Annotated in this window: 11 protein-coding genes; 2 read left to right on the top strand and 9 right to left on the bottom strand. The window is 74.3% G+C overall.

Translation table 11 applies throughout. The features are described from left to right. Positions 1-185: 185 nt before the first annotated feature. From E0L36_RS15100 to E0L36_RS15085, 4 genes are all read right to left on the bottom strand, one after another. On the bottom strand, positions 186-947 hold the full coding sequence (locus E0L36_RS15100; RefSeq protein WP_180929539.1) for a DeoR/GlpR family DNA-binding transcription regulator: 762 nt from the start codon (positions 945-947) through the stop codon (positions 186-188). A gap of 322 nt (positions 948-1,269) precedes the next feature. Next, entirely contained in the window at positions 1,270-3,264 is a 1,995-nt protein-coding gene (locus E0L36_RS15095; RefSeq protein ID WP_180929538.1) for a DUF5107 domain-containing protein, read from the bottom strand. A gap of 119 nt (positions 3,265-3,383) precedes the next feature. After that, positions 3,384-4,310, bottom strand: a complete 927-nt coding sequence (locus tag E0L36_RS15090; protein ID WP_180929537.1) for an arginase family protein — start codon at positions 4,308-4,310, stop codon at positions 3,384-3,386. 440 nt (positions 4,311-4,750) lie between these two features. Continuing rightward, on the bottom strand, positions 4,751-4,999 hold the full coding sequence (locus E0L36_RS15085) for a DUF1049 domain-containing protein (RefSeq protein WP_180929536.1): 249 nt from the start codon (positions 4,997-4,999) through the stop codon (positions 4,751-4,753). A gap of 523 nt (positions 5,000-5,522) precedes the next feature. Here E0L36_RS15085 and E0L36_RS15080 point away from each other — a divergent pair. Beyond that, entirely contained in the window at positions 5,523-6,464 is a 942-nt protein-coding gene (locus E0L36_RS15080; RefSeq protein WP_180929535.1) for an aminoglycoside phosphotransferase family protein, read from the top strand. A 180-nt stretch (positions 6,465-6,644) separates the two neighbouring features. Here E0L36_RS15080 and E0L36_RS15075 read toward each other — a convergent pair whose 3' ends face one another. The 5 genes from E0L36_RS15075 to E0L36_RS15055 form a co-directional block, all read right to left on the bottom strand. Next, positions 6,645-8,657 carry a prolyl oligopeptidase family serine peptidase gene (locus E0L36_RS15075; RefSeq protein WP_180929534.1) on the bottom strand — a complete coding sequence of 671 codons (2,013 nt, stop codon included), beginning with the start codon at positions 8,655-8,657 and terminating at the stop codon, positions 6,645-6,647. A gap of 30 nt (positions 8,658-8,687) precedes the next feature. Continuing rightward, on the bottom strand, positions 8,688-10,025 hold the full coding sequence (locus E0L36_RS15070) for a M20/M25/M40 family metallo-hydrolase (RefSeq protein ID WP_180929533.1): 1,338 nt from the start codon (positions 10,023-10,025) through the stop codon (positions 8,688-8,690). Then, entirely contained in the window at positions 10,018-10,854 is an 837-nt protein-coding gene (locus tag E0L36_RS15065; RefSeq protein ID WP_180929532.1) for a M55 family metallopeptidase, read from the bottom strand. The genes E0L36_RS15070 and E0L36_RS15065 overlap by 8 nt, the downstream gene beginning before the upstream one ends. A gap of 351 nt (positions 10,855-11,205) precedes the next feature. Next, positions 11,206-13,857, bottom strand: coding sequence for an MFS transporter (locus tag E0L36_RS15060; RefSeq protein ID WP_180929531.1), 2,652 nt, complete (start codon positions 13,855-13,857; stop codon positions 11,206-11,208). Positions 13,858-14,423: 566 nt separating this feature from the next. After that, the gene (locus E0L36_RS15055; protein ID WP_180929530.1) at positions 14,424-14,870 is read right to left on the bottom strand and encodes an SRPBCC family protein; all 447 of its coding nucleotides are present in this window, start codon (positions 14,868-14,870) and stop codon (positions 14,424-14,426) included. A 663-nt stretch (positions 14,871-15,533) separates the two neighbouring features. Between E0L36_RS15055 and E0L36_RS15050 the strand changes: the two genes are divergently transcribed. Continuing rightward, a complete protein-coding gene (locus tag E0L36_RS15050) occupies positions 15,534-16,610 on the top strand; it encodes an Rv2578c family radical SAM protein (protein WP_180929529.1) in 1,077 nt (358 codons plus the stop codon). The last annotated feature ends 38 nt before the right edge of the window (positions 16,611-16,648 follow it).

Raw genomic sequence — 16,648 nt, 5'->3', positions numbered from 1 at the left:
CCGGGGCATCCCGGAGCGTCCCGGGAAGCTCCGGTGAACCCCCGGGATCTCGCGGGGAGTTGGGGGCGGCCCGGGGGTCCCGGGAGCGTTCCGCGAGAGGAGGGGGTGGCGCGGGGGTGAAGGGGTGGACACGGGGTGGGTGGGGTGGTCGCGGGACGGCGGGCCGGGCGACGCGCGCCGGGCGGTCAGACGCGGATCACCTGCGGGCCGCGCAGCGAGTAGCGCTGGGCCTCGGAGGCGGGCAGCCCGGTCGTGGTCACCACCGCCTCGAAGTCACCGACCTCCGCGAAGCGGCAGAAGCTCACCGCGCCGAACTTGGTGTGCAGTCCGGTGAAGACCCGCCGCCGGGACGCCCGGATCGCCTGCGCCTTCACCTCACTGACCGCCGGATCGGGGGTGGTGAGCCCGTGCTCCCGGGAGATGCCGTTCGCCCCGACGTACGCCAGGTCGATCACGAACCCGGCGAGCATCCGCGTCGTCCAGTGATCGACGGTGGCCAGGGTGCGGCCCCGCACCCGGCCGCCCAGCAGCAGCACCGTGGTGTTCTCCGCCTCGGCCAGTACCCCGGCGGTCGTCAACGAGGCGGTGACCACGGTCAGTGGGCGGTCCCTGGGCAGCGCCTCCGCCACCAGCTGCGGGGTGAAGCCCTCGTCCACGAAGACCGTCTCCGCCTCACCGAGCAACTCGGCCGCGGCGGCGGCGATCCGGCGCTTCTCCGGGACGTGCATGGTGGTGCGGAAGGCCAGCGAGGTCTCGAACCCGGCGCTCTCCACCGGATACGCGCCCCCGTGGGTGCGCCGTAACAGGCCGTGCGACTCCAGCACCCGCAGATCGCGCCGAACCGTTTCCTTCGCGACGCCCAACTCCACGGCGAGGTCCGCCACATCGACAGAACCCCTACGGCGGGCAGCCCCCACGATCTCCCGCTGACGTTCCTCAGCGCCCACGGCCCACCGCACCTCCCCTCCGTCCGGTCAGCCAACTGCCCGTTCGGGCCCGTGTGGAGAGTTCTACAGCGCCACCCCACCCCCCAACAGGACCGTGGCATCGACGATCACGCCCGTTTTTGCCCGCTTCCCCGGACGACCCTCGGCCGCCGAGGCCCCGCCTCTCGCCCGGAACCCGCCCTTCCGGCCAACACCCGCGCGAAGCCTGCCCGTTGATGCGCCCGGGCCTGCCCGTTTCGGCGCCCGCGCCCGCCTCGGGCACCTCCCGCCCCCACGCCGGTCCGGCCACGAGCGGTCCCGCCGAGGGCGGGCCGCGTCCCGATCAGGCGGGCCGCATCCGGAAGTCGTACCTCTCCGGCAGCGGCTCCGAGGACAGCGCCGCCCACGTCTCGCCCAGCGCCTCCTCGCCCTCCCGGAGATCGTCCACCTCGAAACCCTCCCCGAATATCTCCAGAGCGGCCTCCCGCTCCCCCAGCGCGGCCAGCACCCGCGCCCGCAACAGCCGGAACCGGCCCCGCCCGGCCACCTCCCGTGGCAGCCGCGCCAGTCCGTCCTCCCCCTCCAGCACCGCCCGCGCCTCCGCCGCGCGCCCCACCGCCAGCAGCCCCTCCACCGTCTCCCGCGCCAGCGCGGCCAGCGCCGCCGTCCACCGCTCCCCCGCCCGCCACTCCTCGCCCAGCCGCCGGTACGCGCTCAGCCAGCGCTCCGCCGCCCGCTCCGCGTCCCCCTCCCGCGCCGCCGCCACCGCCAGGCAGCGCTGCGCGGGCCAGTTCGGCGTGTGTCCCAGCGAACGCTCCCAACTCCGCACCGCCTGCGAGCGATCCCCGGCGTGCCACTGCGCCACCCCCAGGTGGTAGTCGAGGACGTACCGGGCGTAGGCGTCGGCGTCCGCCGCCTCCAGCACCTCCCGCCACTCCGGCGCCACCAGCGTCGGCCCCGGCGGCAGCTCCCGGTCCGGCACCGGAAGCACGCCGGTGTGCAACAGCCGCCGCCACGGCTCCTGTTCACCGCCCATCGTCTCCGCGCGGAAGGGCGTCCCCGGCAGCCGGTAGCCGCCCCGCTCCACCTCCAGCGCGCCCCACCCCGAACCGACGGCGAGCGGCGGACCCTCCGGATCGACCTCGGCCACACCCCGCCACGCCGCGTACGCCGCCTCCAACTCGGCCCGGCCCAGGGCCTCCTCCAGCCGCTCCGCCGCGTGCGCGCGCGCCGCCCGCCAGTCCGCGCCGTGTACCAGCTCCGGATCCGCGGCCAGCGGGCCGTACGCCTCCACCCAGGTCAGCTCCTCCCCCGCCGCCAGCGGCAGGTGCTCCAGCTGCGTGCGCGCCAGCCCCGCCTGGATCTCCGCGTACCCCGGGGTGCCCGGCTCCGTCAGCCACCGCTGCCAGCGGCGGCCACCCGGCCCGGACCCCCAGACGAACAGCTTCCGGCCCCGCAGCACGTCGGTGGACGTCTGCGCCAGCCCCCGCCCCGCGCCGTCCAGCGCGGCGATCCACCGGCGCTCCTCGACCGGCAGCTCGTGGAAGAAGTCGGCCGGGAAGGTGCCACGCGAGGGGTAACTCCGGTCCACGCCCTCCCACTCCGGCAACGGCATCCGGCGCAGCGTGCGGTCGTACCCGAAGTGCCAGGTCTCGTCCGCCGGGGCCAGCACCCGGGTGTCCTCCGTCTCCGGCACCGCGGTGTTGGACCACCAGTACACCGGGACCGTGCGGTCGTGCGGATTGCGCACCCGCACCCCCACGTGCAGGAAGTCACTCCCCTCCGGCAGCCAGAGGTCCACCTGGAACGGCGTGTTCCGCAGCCGCTCCCACTCCCACAACCGCAGCATCCGGCCACCGTCGGGCGCCGGGACAATCCCGGCGTGCACCGGCGCGCAGGACAGGGTGGAGTGGCCCGTGGTGCCGATGTTCCACTCGATACCGCCCGAGAACCACGCCCCGTTCAGCGCGAAGTTGGCGGGCTGCACCACCGGGTTCGAGTACAGCAGCTCCCGCTCGCTCGGCTTGTGGAAGAGGGACCACACCCGGCCGCCGAGCCCCGGCAGGACCGTCACCCGCAACCGGTCGCTCTCCAGCACCAGGGCGTCCAGTTCCGTCGGGACCCGGTGACGGCCGTAGCCGTCGAGCACCCGCGTGGGCAGCACGGTGGGGGGTGGCGCGTAGCCCGTCTGCCGGGCCATGTCCGGCGGCAGCTGCGCCCGCTGCCCGGCGTCCACGGTGTGGGTGCGAGCCAGCGGCAGTAGCGGAGGCAGCGGATTCTCCGCGCCGAGCGCCGCCACGGGCAGGGTCACAGTGCTGCGGCGTACGGTCGTGGCCACGGCAACCTCACTCTCTCGTATGGGTGCCGCCGCCTTCCCGGGACCCCCCGATGACCATGGAACACGGTGCACCGCCCGCTTGACCAGTGCTCACGGTGAGTGGGCGGGCGGCTTCGCCGTCAACTCCCCCAGCCATCCCCCAGCACCTCGCCGAGCAGCCCGGCCAGCAGCGCGGCGCACCTACCCTCGGGGTCCAGGTCCGGGTCGTAGATGGTCAGTTGGAACCCGGCGCAACGCGGTGAGCCCAGCAGCGGACGGAGCAGCGCCCGGGTCTCCTCCAGCGTGAGCCCGCCCGGCTCGTCGCTGTCCACCGCGGGCATCACCGTGGGATCCAGCACGTCGGCGTCCATGTGCACCCAGAATCCGTCCCGTTCGCCGTCCTCCAGCCGCCCCAGCGCCTCCCGCGCCACCACGTCCGCTCCGCGCCGCCTGATCTCGGCCACCGCGGTGTTCGCGATGCCGAGACCGGTCAGCTCCTCGGCGCAGCTCTCCGGTTCGTTCCACGGATCGCGCAGCCCGAGCAACCGCACGTCCTCGTCCCGGAGATAGGGCCGCAGTCCCTCCAGATCCGTCAGATCCTCCTGGCCACGGCCGGTCACCAGCGCGACGTCCTCACCGCCCGCCGCCCCGATCCGGGCCAGCGGCGCGTTTCCCGGGTGGCGGAAGTCGTCATGCCCGTCCAGATACGCCAGCCCGTACCGTCCGACCCGGCGCAGCGCGAGGGCGGTGCCGAGCATGATCGAGCAGTCCCCGCCCAGCACCACCACGAAGTCGCCCGCCCGGACGTGCCGTTCGAGCCGGTCCGCCAGCCGCCGGGTGTACGCGGCGATCGCCGCCGCGTTCGCCACCCCGTCCCCCGGCCGCCAGCCGGAGCGGTCGTAGCGCGGCGGCACCACCACCCCGCCGTCCACCGCCCCCAGGCGGCGCAGCAGCCCCTGGTCCCGCAGCGCCCCGGCGAGTTTGCAGCACCCCGGGACGCTGCCCGAAGTCGGTTGACGGAGACCAAGGTTGGACGGCGCGTCCAGCAACACGGTGTTGTTACGCATACCCGCATTCTCACGCGCCCCACTGACACCGCCCCGCCCGGCGGCACCCCCGCCCCGGGATGGGGTGAGACGGATCGGGCGGGGCGGGTTGAGGGGGGCGAGCCGGATCAGCGGGACGGCTCCGAGGCGGTGGGCGGCGGGGTGCCCGGGAGCGGTGGGCGCTGGGGCGCGGCGCGCCGGGGAGGACGGCGAGCGGACGGCCGTCCGGGGCCCGCCGCCCGGCGCCCGCTGACCCGTGCGACCTCCACGGTCCCCTCGGTCCCCTCGGTCCCGGCGCGCGGAGGTCCGACGGACCCCGCGGCGCCGCTACCGCGCGTGCGGTCGGCCGTCGGTGCGGGAGCGGCGACCGGTGCCGGACGTACGCGGGCACGCGGCCGCCCTCGTACGCCCGCCGGACGCCCCAGCCGTACCTCCGGACGGTGGGGCGTGCTCCGCCGGGCTCAGCGTTTGCGGCGCAGCGAGAGCGCCCCGCACAGCCAGCCGATAAAGCCCATCCCGAGGAGCGCCACCCACAGCGGCAGGGTGACCTCGGGGATGAGCAGCCGAATCCGGGTCCTTCCGGTGTTCTCGAAGACGAAGATCAGCGCGAGCACGGTGACCACGGCCACCGTGATCCGGCGGGGCGTCAGCAGACCCCCGTCACCGCGCTCCGCCACACCGATACGGGATCCGGAACGTCTCGGGTTCATGTCCCCACCATGACCAGCCACCGGCGTCCGCGCATCACCGGCACCGCCCGCCGGGTGATCCGCCGGGTGATCCGCGGGTGGCCCGCCCGGGGATCGGGCTCCACGCACCCGCACCCTCCCCTGGACCAACCGCACCGCACGTCCCGCCCCGGTCCGTGACCGCCACACCGGCCCACCCGCCCCCGGCGAACCACGGCCACGAACCCACGGGGCCACATGCCCGGGATCCACGGGCCCCCACCGGCCCACGGCCTCCGAGTCCACGGGCTCACCTGCTCACCGGCTCACCGGCTCACCGGCTCACCGGCCCCAGCGTCCATGGCTCACGCGCCCACCGGCCCCGAACCCACGGGCTCACCACATATCGGGGGGAACGCCGGGGCCGCGCCACGTAACCTCACCCACGTCAGCCCCCCCCGGCCCCTCGCACCCCTCCCCGTCTCCGCCCACCCCCTCGTCGCCCCACGCCTCGCCCCCGGCTCGCCCCGCCCCTCACCCACGGCCACCGCCCGGAGCCCCACCCATGCCAGAGCCCCTGCTCTTCCCCGCCACCCTGCCCGTGCTGACCGAAATGCGCCGGACGGCCAGCGGACGGGAATGGCTCCACCAGCTTCCGGACCTCGTCGACGAACTGCGGCGCCGCTGGAGGCTCCGGCTCAAACCGCCCTACCACGGCGGCAGTTGCTCCTGGGCGGCCCCCGTGGAGCGACCCGACGGCAGCCCCGCAGTCCTCAAGGTGACCTGGCCGCACCCCGAGGCGACGCACGAGGGGCGAGCGCTGGACCTCTGGGCCGGAAACGGCGCCGCCAGAGTGTACGACCACGACGCGGAGCGGTACGCGCTGCTGCTGGAGCGCTGCCAGCCCGGCACCGAACTCGGGACGGCCAACCAACTCCCCGCCGAACACCGGCTCCTGGCGGCGGCCCAGGTGCTACACCGGCTCTGGAGGGACGTCCCGGCCGCCAGCCCGTTCGACCCGCTGCGGCGGGTCACCGGCGAGTGGGCCGACCTCGCGGAACAGCGCGCCGCCCGCGAGTGGCCCCCGGAGCTGGATCAGGGGTTGTTCACCACGGCCGCCCGCCTGCTGCGGGAACTGCCCGCGACGGCCGACCGCGAGGTGCTGCTGCACGGCGACTTCAATCCGGGCAACATCCTCGCGGCCGAACGCGAACCCTGGCTGGCCATCGACGCCAAACCCGTGACAGGAGACCCGGCGTTCGACCCCTGGCCGCTGCTGGAGCAGGTGGACGACCCCTTCGCCCACCCCGACCCCCACCGGGTGCTGCGGCACCGTACCGCCCTCCTGGCCGACGCGCTCGACCTGGACGTGCACCGGCTCCGCGCGTGGACGGTCGCCCGTCACGTGGAGTACGTCCTCTGGAGCGTCGAGGAGGACGCCTCCCTCGACAACAGCGTCCGGATGATGCGGCAGGCCCGGATCCTGGCCGACGTGGCCGCCCTGTGACCACCGCGCCCCGGGTTCGTGCGCCGTGGCTCGCCCCCGGTCCACGCCCCCGGGTTCGCGTTCCGGTTCGCATCCCCCGGGTTCGCGTTCCGGGTTTTCATGCCCGGGGTTCGCGTCCCCGGGGGTCGCGTCCCCGGGTCCGGTGGCGCCCCCCTGGTTCGCCCCGCCTGGGGCGCCGGGTCAGCTCTCCAGCCCCAGCCGGGGGATGTCGTCCCGCGTTATGCCGAAGGACTGGACGTACAGGGAGAGTTCGGCCTCCACGGCGGTGACGATGGTGTCGGCTCGACGGAAGCCATGCCCCTCACCGGCGAAGGTGAGGCAGGCGTTGGGCACCCCGGTTCCCTTGGCGCGTTCCAGGAACCGTTCGCACTGGATGGGGAGGCAGATCACGTCGTCCAGGCCCTGGAGGATCAGGAACGGGGCGTCAACCTGGTGGGCCCGCAGCAGTGGTGAGCGTTCGCGGTACCGCTCGGGCACCTCCGCGTGCGGGCCGATCAGGGTTTCCAGGTAGCGGGACTCGAAGTCGTGTGTCTCGCCGTTCCCCCACGCCTCCAGGTCGAGCACCGGGAACTGGATGGTGCCGCAGGCGTAGAGCCCCGCCGTCCCGGGGTTGGTGAGCGAGGAGGCGGTGGTCCAGCCACCGGCGCTGCCGCCCCGGATGGCGAGGCGAGCGCGGTCGGCGGTGCCCTCCTCGGCCAGAGCGCGCGCGACGGTGGCGCAGTCCTCGACGTCCACCACACCCCACTGCTCCCGGAGACGGTCGCGGTAGTGGCGGCCGTACCCGGTGGAGCCGCCGTAGTTGACCTCGACGACACCGATCCCACGTGAGGTGAAGTAGGCGATCTCCAGATCGAGTACGAGCGGGGAGCGGCTGTTGGGGCCGCCGTGCGCCCAAACGACGTACGGCGGCAGCTCGCCGGGCGGGGCGGAGTACTCGGGGTGGCGCGGCGGGTAGACGTGGGCGTGTACCTCGCTGCCGTCCGGGCCGGTGAAGGAACGGACGCGCGGTTCGGGGTAGTGGGCCGGGTCGACGGGATCGTGGTGGTGGCCCGCGATGACCCGGCTGTGGCCGGTACAGGTGTCGAGTTCGACCACCTCGTAGCCGCTGTGCGGGCTGGCGGCGACGGAGACGACCCGGCTGCCGCTGACGGCCAGCGTTCCGGCCCACTCGGTCCAGGGGCCGGTGCCGTCCACCAGCTCGCCCGTCTCGGGGTCGAGGATGCCGAGCCGCATCGAGCCCCGGCCGTGGATGGTGGCGATGAGTCCGTTGGGAAGCGGGGCGAACCAGCGCTGGCCGATCTTCCAGATCCCGGCGCCGAACTCCTCCTCGCGGGGGCAGAGGGGGGTGGCCCGGGTCCCGGCGGAGAGGTCCGCCCGGTGGAGGTTCCACCAGCCGTCAGCGTCCGAGGTGTAGAGCAGGGTGCCGTCAGCCGCCCACTCCAGCTGGGCTACGGACTCCTTGGGGCCACCGGCGAGGGTGCGCGCGGAGGTGAGAACGCCCTCCGCCGACACGTCGGCGACGCGGGCGAAGCTGCTGTCCCACGGCATCGCGGGGTGGTCCCAGGCGATCCAGGCCACCCGCCGCCCGTCGGGTGAGACGCGTGGGCCGGTGACGAAGCGACTGCCGGTGGACTGGTCGGTGAGTTCCCGGACGCGGTCACGGTCCTCGGCGGCGGAGCCGTCGAGCGGGACGGCCACCAGCACGCGCCGCACCTCGATCTGCGACGGCCCGGTGAACTCCTCCAGCACACACCAGACTTCGCCCCGGTCGGGGAGGACCACGGGGTCGCACCAGCGCAGCCCACCCGGAACCACCCGGGAGATGGGGGTGAGCGGCCGCGGCTCGGCCGCGGGGGCGTCCGGCTCGACGGCGTAGAGGCGCTGGTCGCCGAAGTGGGTGAAGACGACGAGCGGCCCGCCCTCTGCCCGGGGGGCGCCCGCCCACGGCTGTCCGCCGTACTCGATGACGCGGTTGCGGACGTTCCAGGGTGGCGGCAGGACGGAGACGGCCTCGCCACCGGTGTCGGACAGGCGCATCAGGGCGCGGCGCCCGCCTTCCTCGGGGCGGGGTTCCGTCCACCAGATCTCGGTTCCGACGGCGTTGAGGTACTCGGGGCGTCCGTCGTGCGCGGCGACCAGGCGGGCGTCGATCGGGGACGGCCAGGAGCCGTAGGGGGCCTGGAGAGTCGCCATGGGGGGTCAGTCTCCTGTGGGTTCCGGGCGCTAGAGCGCGAGCAGGGTGCGGTCGAGTACGCGGACGCCGAAGTGCAGCGCGTCCGTCGGGACACGCTCGTCCACGCCGTGGAAGAGGGCCTGGTAGTCGAAGCCCTCGGGGAGGCGGAGGGGGGAGAAGCCGTATCCCGTGATGCCGAGCCGGGAGAACTGCTTCGCGTCGGTCCCGCCGGACATGCAGTACGGCACGACGTGCGCGTCCGGGTCGAAGTGCAGCAGCGCCTCGCGCATCGCGGCGAACGTGGGCCCGTCGACGGGGGCTTGGAGCGGCACCTCGCGGTGCTGGAAGTCCCAGTGGACGTCCGGGCCGGTGAGGGCGTCGAGGGTGCTGTGGAACTCCTCCTCGCCGCCCGGGAGCATCCGGCCGTCGACGGCGGCGGTCGCGCTGCCGGGGATGACGTTGACCTTGTACCCGGCCTGGAGCATGGTCGGGTTGGCGCTGTTGCGCACGGTGGGCTCGACGAGCGCCGCGGCCGGGCCGAGTTGGGCGAGGAGGGAGTCGACCTCCGCGTCGGTCGGCTGGGGGCCGGGGGGTGTGAGCCCGTGCAGGAGGGCGAGTTCGGTGAGGGCGGCGTGCACGGTCGGGGTGAGACGCACCGGCCACTGGTGGGCGCCGATTCTGCTGACGGCGTCGGCGACCCTGCTGACGGCGTTGGCGCGGTTGACCTTCGAACCGTGCCCCGCGGTGCCCTGGGCGGTGAGGTTGAGCCAGGCGGTGCCGCGCTCCCCGGCGGCCACGGGGTAGATGCGCAGGCCGTTGCCGGGGTGGAAGGTGAAGGCGCCGGACTCGCTGAAGCCCTCGGTACAGCCCTCGAAGAGGTCGGGGTGGGCGTCGGCGAGGTACTCGGAGCCGAACTCGGCGCTGTCCTCCTCGTCGGCGGTGAAGGCGAGCACGACGTCCCGGCGCGGGCGGATCCCGGCACGGGCCCAGGCACGGACGACGGTGAGGATCATCGCGTCCATGTTCTTCATGTCGATCGCACCGCGACCCCAGATCACGTCGTCCCGGATCTCCCCGGAGAAGGGGTGGACGCTCCAGTCGGCGGGTTCGGCGGGGACCACGTCGAGGTGGCCGTGGAGGAGCAGGGCGTCCGCCGAGGGGTCGCTGCCGGGGACGCGGGCGACGACGTTCGTCCGCTCGGGCGCCTTCTCCAGCATGACGGGTTCGATACCGACGTCCGCCAGGCGGTCCGCGACGTACTCGGCGGCCTGGCGCTCCGAACCCTCGCCGTGGCCACGGTTGGTGGTGTCCATCCGGATGAGGTCGGAGGTGGCCGTGACGACCTCGTCCAGCGCGATCTGGTCGATGTGCGGTGCTCGCTCAGCCATACGCTTCCTCCACCGCCGCCGAGACGACCGTGGTGACGGCCTTGAAGCAGCGGATCGCTTCGTACATCGAGGGGGTTGTGTAGGAGACGCGGCGCTCGGCCACGCGCTCGACTCCGGGGACGACGGTGGCGGCGCCCCCGAGGTGCTCGGCGTCGAACTCAAGCTCGACGGTGTGGGGGCGGGGACTCGGTGGTGGGGTGGTGCGCCCGGCCAGGGCGACGGCGCGGGCCGCCGCGGCCTCGATGTCGGCCGCGCTGCGGGCGGGAGTGCGGCAGACGGCGGCGTACCGGGAGACGTAGTCCTTGACGGCGACGGTCTCGGCGTGGGGGGCGTACCCCCGGGCGTCCTCGGCGGTGCGGTCGTCGCCCGTGATGAGGATGACGGGGACGCCGAACTCCTCGGCGACGAGGGAGTTGAGGAATCCCTCGCTGGCGCGGACGCCGTCGGCCCAGACTCCGGTGATGGAGTTGGCGAGGTAGGTGTGGGCGAGGACCCCCTCGGCACCCGCGCCGGTGTGGTAGCCGACGAAGGCGACGCCGTCGACGTCTCCGTGCTGGATGCCTTCGAGCATGCTGAGGTCCTTGTGGCGGCCGGTCAGCATCTGGGCGCGGTCATCGAGCTGTTCGAGCAGCAGGTTGCGCATGGTCCAGTGGGCCTCGTTGACCAGCACCTCCTCGGCGCCCCCGGCGTGGAATCCGGCGATGGCGGCGTTCACGTCCGAGGTGAACAGCGGGCGGCAGCGCTCCCATTGGGGGGTGCCGGGCAGCACGTCGGCGGGCCAGGTCACCCCCGTGGCGCCTTCCATGTCGGCACTGATCAGGATCTTCATGAGCGGCACGTTACGCGGTCGCCTGACGGGGCGACACCCCTGTGGATAACTCGGGGACGGGGTGGCCGAGACATCATCCTTTCCGCCCATTGACCAGCCATTCAGCGGGCGGTGTCCGAGGTTTCCGCCGGGTTTCGCAGCGGTCGGACCGATGTGGCCGGTTCCGGCGCCGAGTGCGGCGCGGGAGCGGTCGAAGCGGGATGGACGGGACAGAAGAGGCCGGTGAGGGGTGCGGGTAGCGCGCTGTCGGGACGGTCTCCGCGCCCGTTCCGGTGCGGCCGCCCCGGCTCCGGAGACCGGGGACGGCTTCCGGTACGGCGTCCGGGGCGGTGCGCTGTCAGCGCGTACCCGTCAGGAGTCGTGGCCGAGGTGGAGGTCCTGTTCGGTGCGGCCTCCCCCGTCGACGCGCAGCGCGGTGGCGACCGGGGGATAGCCCGAGGCGATCACGGTGTACTCGCCCGCGGAGAGATCGACGAAGCGGAAGGCGCCGTCCGGGCCGGTCGTCGCCGTGTCGACGACGTTGCCCGCCGCGTCCACCAGGGTCACCCGGGCGTCGGTGACGGTCTGGCCGCCGTCGGCCCGGACGGCGCCGCGCAGCACCGAGCCACCGGCGAGTTCGAGGTCCTGCCGGGTCTCGTGCGCCGCGCGCACCGACACCGGCAGCGCGGCCGGACGGTAGGCGGAGGCGCTGGCCGCGAGGGTGTACTCACCGGCGACGAGCCCGGCCATGAGGTAGCCGCCGTCCCGCGCGGTGCGCGCCGAGGCGACGACCTCACCGCAGGCGTCCGTCAGGGTGACGGCGGCCTCCCGCACGGGGTGCCCGTCCGCCGTGCACACCGAGCCGGACAGGCTCCCGGCGCCGCCGAGCACCACGTCGAGGTCGACGGGCCGCCCGCGCACGGTGACGGTGACGGCCCGCGGCTGGTGCCCGTCGGCGGCGGCGATGAGGACGTAGCTGCCCTCGCCTGGGGTGCCCAGCGCGTACCGGCCGTCTTCGCCCGTACCGCCCCGGCCGACCTGCCGTCCCGAGCCGTCGACGAGGGTCAGCGCGGCTCGCGCCACACCGGAGCCGTCGGGGTGCCGGACACTGCCGCAGACGGGGGCACCGGAGCGGTTCCGCGCGGCCGGGGCCTCGGCGGCGACCGGCGCCGTGGGGGCGTCCGGGTCCGAGGGGGCGGGCGGGGGCTGGGCGCCGTTGTCAGAGGGACGCGGCGAGGGCACGGAGGCGTTCTGGGACAACAGGGGACTCTCCTTGAGGGCGAGGGCGATCAGGAGCGCGAGCAGCAGTACGGGCGCGAGGTAGCGGAAGACGCCGGGCATGGCCTCGGCGTAGAGGGGGGCGTGGGAGTCCGGTACGACGGTGGGGAGTTGGGTCACCAGCTGCGGCGTCAGGAACTCGCTCCCGGGGAGCCCGCTGGCGTCCGGCGGCGGTTCCCGGTCGGATCCGGCGGCGAGCCGGTGGCTCAGCAGGCCGCAGAGCAGGGCCGCGCCCGCGCTGCCGCCGATCTGCCGGAAGTAGGTGTGCGCGCCGGTGGTGACGCCGAGGTCGCTCGTCGGAACCGCGTTCTGCGCGGCGACGATCAGGGCGGGCAGCACAAGGCCGACGCCGATCCCGAGAAGCGCGGTCCACAGCGCGTAGCCGTGCCGGGGAGCGTCGGGCTCCAGCCGGGACAGCAGCCACATCCCCGCCGTGGCGCAGGCGCAGCCGAGCACCAGGAGGGACCGGTAGCGGCCGGTGCGGGAGATGAGCAGCCCGGACGCCACCGAGGCGAGGGCCAGCCCGGCCGCCATGGGAAGCATCAGCAGGCCGGACCGGGTGGCGCTGACGCCCTCGACCATCCGGAGGAGGCCGGGCAGGTAGCTGGTCGCGCCGAACAGGGCGGCCCCGACGAGGACCGCGAGCACGCTGGTGAGGGCGACCGTGCGGTCGCGGAACAGACGTGGTGGCAGGAGGGGTTCGGCGGCGCGGCGCTCGGCGAGGAGGAAGAGCGGCAGGGCGAGCAGCGCACCACCGGCGAGGCCGAGGATGACGGGATCGTGCCAGGCGTACTCGCCACCGCCCCAGGTGGCGAGGAGTACCAGGCAGGTGGAGAGGGCGGCGAGGAGCAGCGCGCCGGGCACGTCCAGCCGTCGGCGGACGCGGGGGCGCGGGAGGTGCGGCACGCCTCCGATCACCAGAAGGGTGAGCAGCCCGGCGGGGACGTTGACGATGAAGCACCAGCGCCAGGAGAGGGTGTCGGTGAACCAGCCGCCGAGGAGCGGTCCCGCGACGGCCGCGACGCCGAACGCCGCGCCGAACAGGCCGAGATAGCGGGCGCGGGAACGGGGTGGGGCGAGATCGGCGATGATCGCCTGAGCGCCGACCACCAGGCCCCCGGCGCCCGCGCCCTGCACGGCCCGGAAGACGATCAGCTCCTCCATGGTGCGCGACCAGCCCGCGAGTCCGGAGCCGAGGGAGAACACAGCTACGGCGCAGAGGAAGACGCCCTTGCGGCCGAGCAGGTCACCGAGTTTCCCGTGGACCGGCATCACCACCGCCGCCGCGAGCAGGTAGGCGGTGACGACCCAGGGCGGGGAGTGGACGCCGCCCAGCTCTCCGGCGATCTCCGGCAGGGCGGTCGCGACGACGGTCTGATCGAGGGTGGCGAGCAGCGTGGTGAGCATCAGCGCGGCGGCCACCACCCGCCCCCGGCCCGGGCCGGGGGCGTCGCGCGGTGGGTGGCACGGCGATGGGCCGCTGCCTGGGGGCGGGGTGGCCGCGGGTGAACCGGCCGTCGGCGGGCGGGCCTTCGGCACGCTGGTCCTCGGCGGGTAGGCCTGCGGTGCGGGTGGGGCGGCCGCGGGCGGGCCGAGCGGAGGGGCGTCCCAGGCGGCTGGGGCGTGCCGGGGGTGGGGGGCGGCCGGGCCCGGGGGTTCGGTGGGGTGCGGTCGCGCGGGGAGATCGATGGTGGGGTCGACGGTCGCGGAGCCGCGCTGGTTCTGGTTGAGGGCGGGGTGACCCATCGCGCTCCCTCGTCGTACTGACTGTTCGAGGGGCATTTCTCGCACTGGCGACATGGGAGAGCAAGTCTCGTTCGCCGGGTACGTACCCGGTGGCCACGCCGTCCAACTCCCCGATGCGGAGCAGCTGTTCCGGGCTCACCAGCGGTGTTGGCGGGAGCCCGGCCTTCGGCGGGCTCGCTGGGACCACCGGGGACATCACCCGAAACGGTGAGTGGGCACGGGAGCGGTGACGGAGCGCGGCGGAGGTACGGCGCGCGGGCGCACGGTCGCCGCACCCGTCGTCCACGCGGGGCGCACGGAGTCGGGTCCCGTGCTCCGGGGTGGGGCGGCGGACGGAGGGGGTGAGGAGCGCCCCGTCGGCGGGGACCGACGGGGCGGGGCGCACGACGGGCGGCGCTCCGGCGGCCGCGACGGCGGCCCACGGACCGGGAATCGCGCTTCCGGCCGCGTCCCGGGCCTCGCGGCCCCCGGGGCCGAGGTCCCGGGTGGGGCGACGCCGCCACTCCCGCCGGTGAACCGCTCGGACCGCCGGGGGCGCACGGTTCCGGGGGGTCGTGGCCGCCGGGTTACTTCTCCATGTGGGCGGCGAGCGCCGTGAGCACCTCGTCGTGGATCCGGGCGAGCCCCTTGGGCGCGAAGGTCTTCTCGAAGAAGCCGCCGATGCCACCGGCGCCGTTCCACACCGTGGTCACGGTGACGCGGGAGGTACCGGCGCGGCTGCCCGGCGTGACCGTCCAGGTCGTGACCATCGAGGAGTTGCGGTCCTTCTCCACCAGTTCGCCGTCGGCGGGTTCGGTGACGTCGATCAGGCAGTCCCGCACGCGCCTGCTGGTCGCCTGGAGCTTCCAGTGCACGACGGTGCCCTCGCCGTCGCCGCCCTCCCGCACCTCGTACTCGCTGTACTGCCCCGGAAGCAGTGTGCCGCGAGTCTCGCCGTAGTCGGCGATGGTGTCGAACACGTCGTCCGGTTTCGCCGCGATCTCGCGTTGGGTGACCGACTCGACCTGCGCCATGGCTCCTCCTGTACTGGTGCCTGTCTGACGGGACGCCCGTCTGTGGCTCCGCTCGTGGCGTGCCAGCCAATCACCCCGGGGGCGACGGCCCAAATCGGGGTTCCCGGCGGTGGGTTCGCAGGCCACGGCGGAGACCGGGGTCCGCGCGGCCGGGTGGCGGGCCACGCGGGAACGCGTCTTCCCACGCTCCCCGTCGCGGGACACTCACCCGCGACCCACGGCGGCCTCCGGCGGTTGGTTCTGACATGAACACCAGTCGAGACTCCGCGGCCGGGCGGCCCCGCCCGGCAACCACCGTTCCGGATCCGCGTCGGGCGGAACCGACCCCGGTCTACGACCGGCTGCTCGCCGAGTGGCAGGCGTCGGGGGCGGCGTGGCCGGAATCCGGGGATCCGTCCGGGGATCCCGCACCGCCGCCGGACACCCCGGACTGACGGCTCAGCCATGTACGCCCCCGCGCCGGGGTGTTCGGACGCCGCCACACGCGGGTCGCGCGCCGTGAGGACGGGCGGGCGATCCGCGCGGGGGCGCTGTCGGGCGCGGGGCGAGGTCCGGGTGGGTCCGTCGCCATGTCCACCCCCGGGGGGATCCGGGTTGACAGCAGGTAAAGGAACAGATGTTCTATTCCATGTACGAGGCAGCGACCCGGTAGGAGGCGGCGCCATGCGCTGGGACGAGATGAGCGGAGACGGACCGGCCGGCACCCCCGGCCTGTTCGGCACCGACGCGGTGACCCGCACCTTCGACACCCCTGAGTTCCGGGGCGTCACCTTCCACGAGGTGCGCGCCCGCTCGCTGATCAACCGGGTCCCCGGCGCCTCCCGGATGCCGTTCGAGTGGACGGTCAACCCCTACCGCGGCTGCACCCACGCCTGTGTGTACTGCTTCGCGCGCAACACCCACCGCTACCTCGACTTGGACACCGGCGCGGGTTTCGACTCACAGGTCGTCGTGAAGGTCAACGCCCCCGAACTGGTCCGCAAGGAGCTGGGCTCCCGGCGCTGGGGCGGCCAGCACATCGCGATGGGCACCAACGTCGACTGCTACCAACGGGCCGAGGGACGCTACCGGTTGATGCCGGGCATCCTCACGGCGCTCCGCGACTACGCGAACCCCTTCTCCATCCTCACCAAGGGCACGCTCATCCTCCGCGACCTCGACCTGCTGCGCTCCGCCGCGGCCGTCTGCGACGTGGGGGTCTCGGTCTCCGTGGGGTTCACCGACGAGGAGCTGTGGCGCACGGTCGAGCCGGGCACGCCCGCCCCGGAGCGGCGGCTGGACGTGGTGCGCACGCTCGTCGCGCACGGTATCCCCTGCGGGGTGCTGATGGCGCCGGTGATCCCGTTCCTCAGCGACTCGCCGGCCCAACTCCGCACGACGGTACGGGCGATCGCCGCGGCGGGCGCCAGCTCGGTCACCCCGCTGGCGCTCCATCTGCGCCCCGGCGCGCGCGAGTGGTACCTGGCGTGGCTGGCCGAGCACCACCCCGGGCTGGTCCAGCACTACCGGGCGCTGTACGCGGACAGCGCCTACGCGCCCACCTGGTACCAGCGCCGTGTCACCCGGCAGGTACACGAGCTGGCGGCCGAGTACGGCATGGGCCCGGCCGACCGGGGCGCCGCCCGGCGCATCGAGAGGGAGCGCCGGGAGCGGGAGACCGCCCCCGGCCGACGCCCGGTCGAGGCGGCGTGGGACGCGGCCCCCGAGGAGGGGGACGGTGTCCAGCTGACGCTGTTGTAGCCCCCGGCCCGCCACCGTTCCGCGCCCACGCACGGGCC

This window comes from Streptomyces sp. AJS327 (assembly GCF_013450295.1).
Classification (GTDB): Bacteria; Actinomycetota; Actinomycetes; order Streptomycetales; family Streptomycetaceae; genus Streptomyces.
This window is presented reverse-complemented; position numbering and strand designations above follow the sequence as displayed.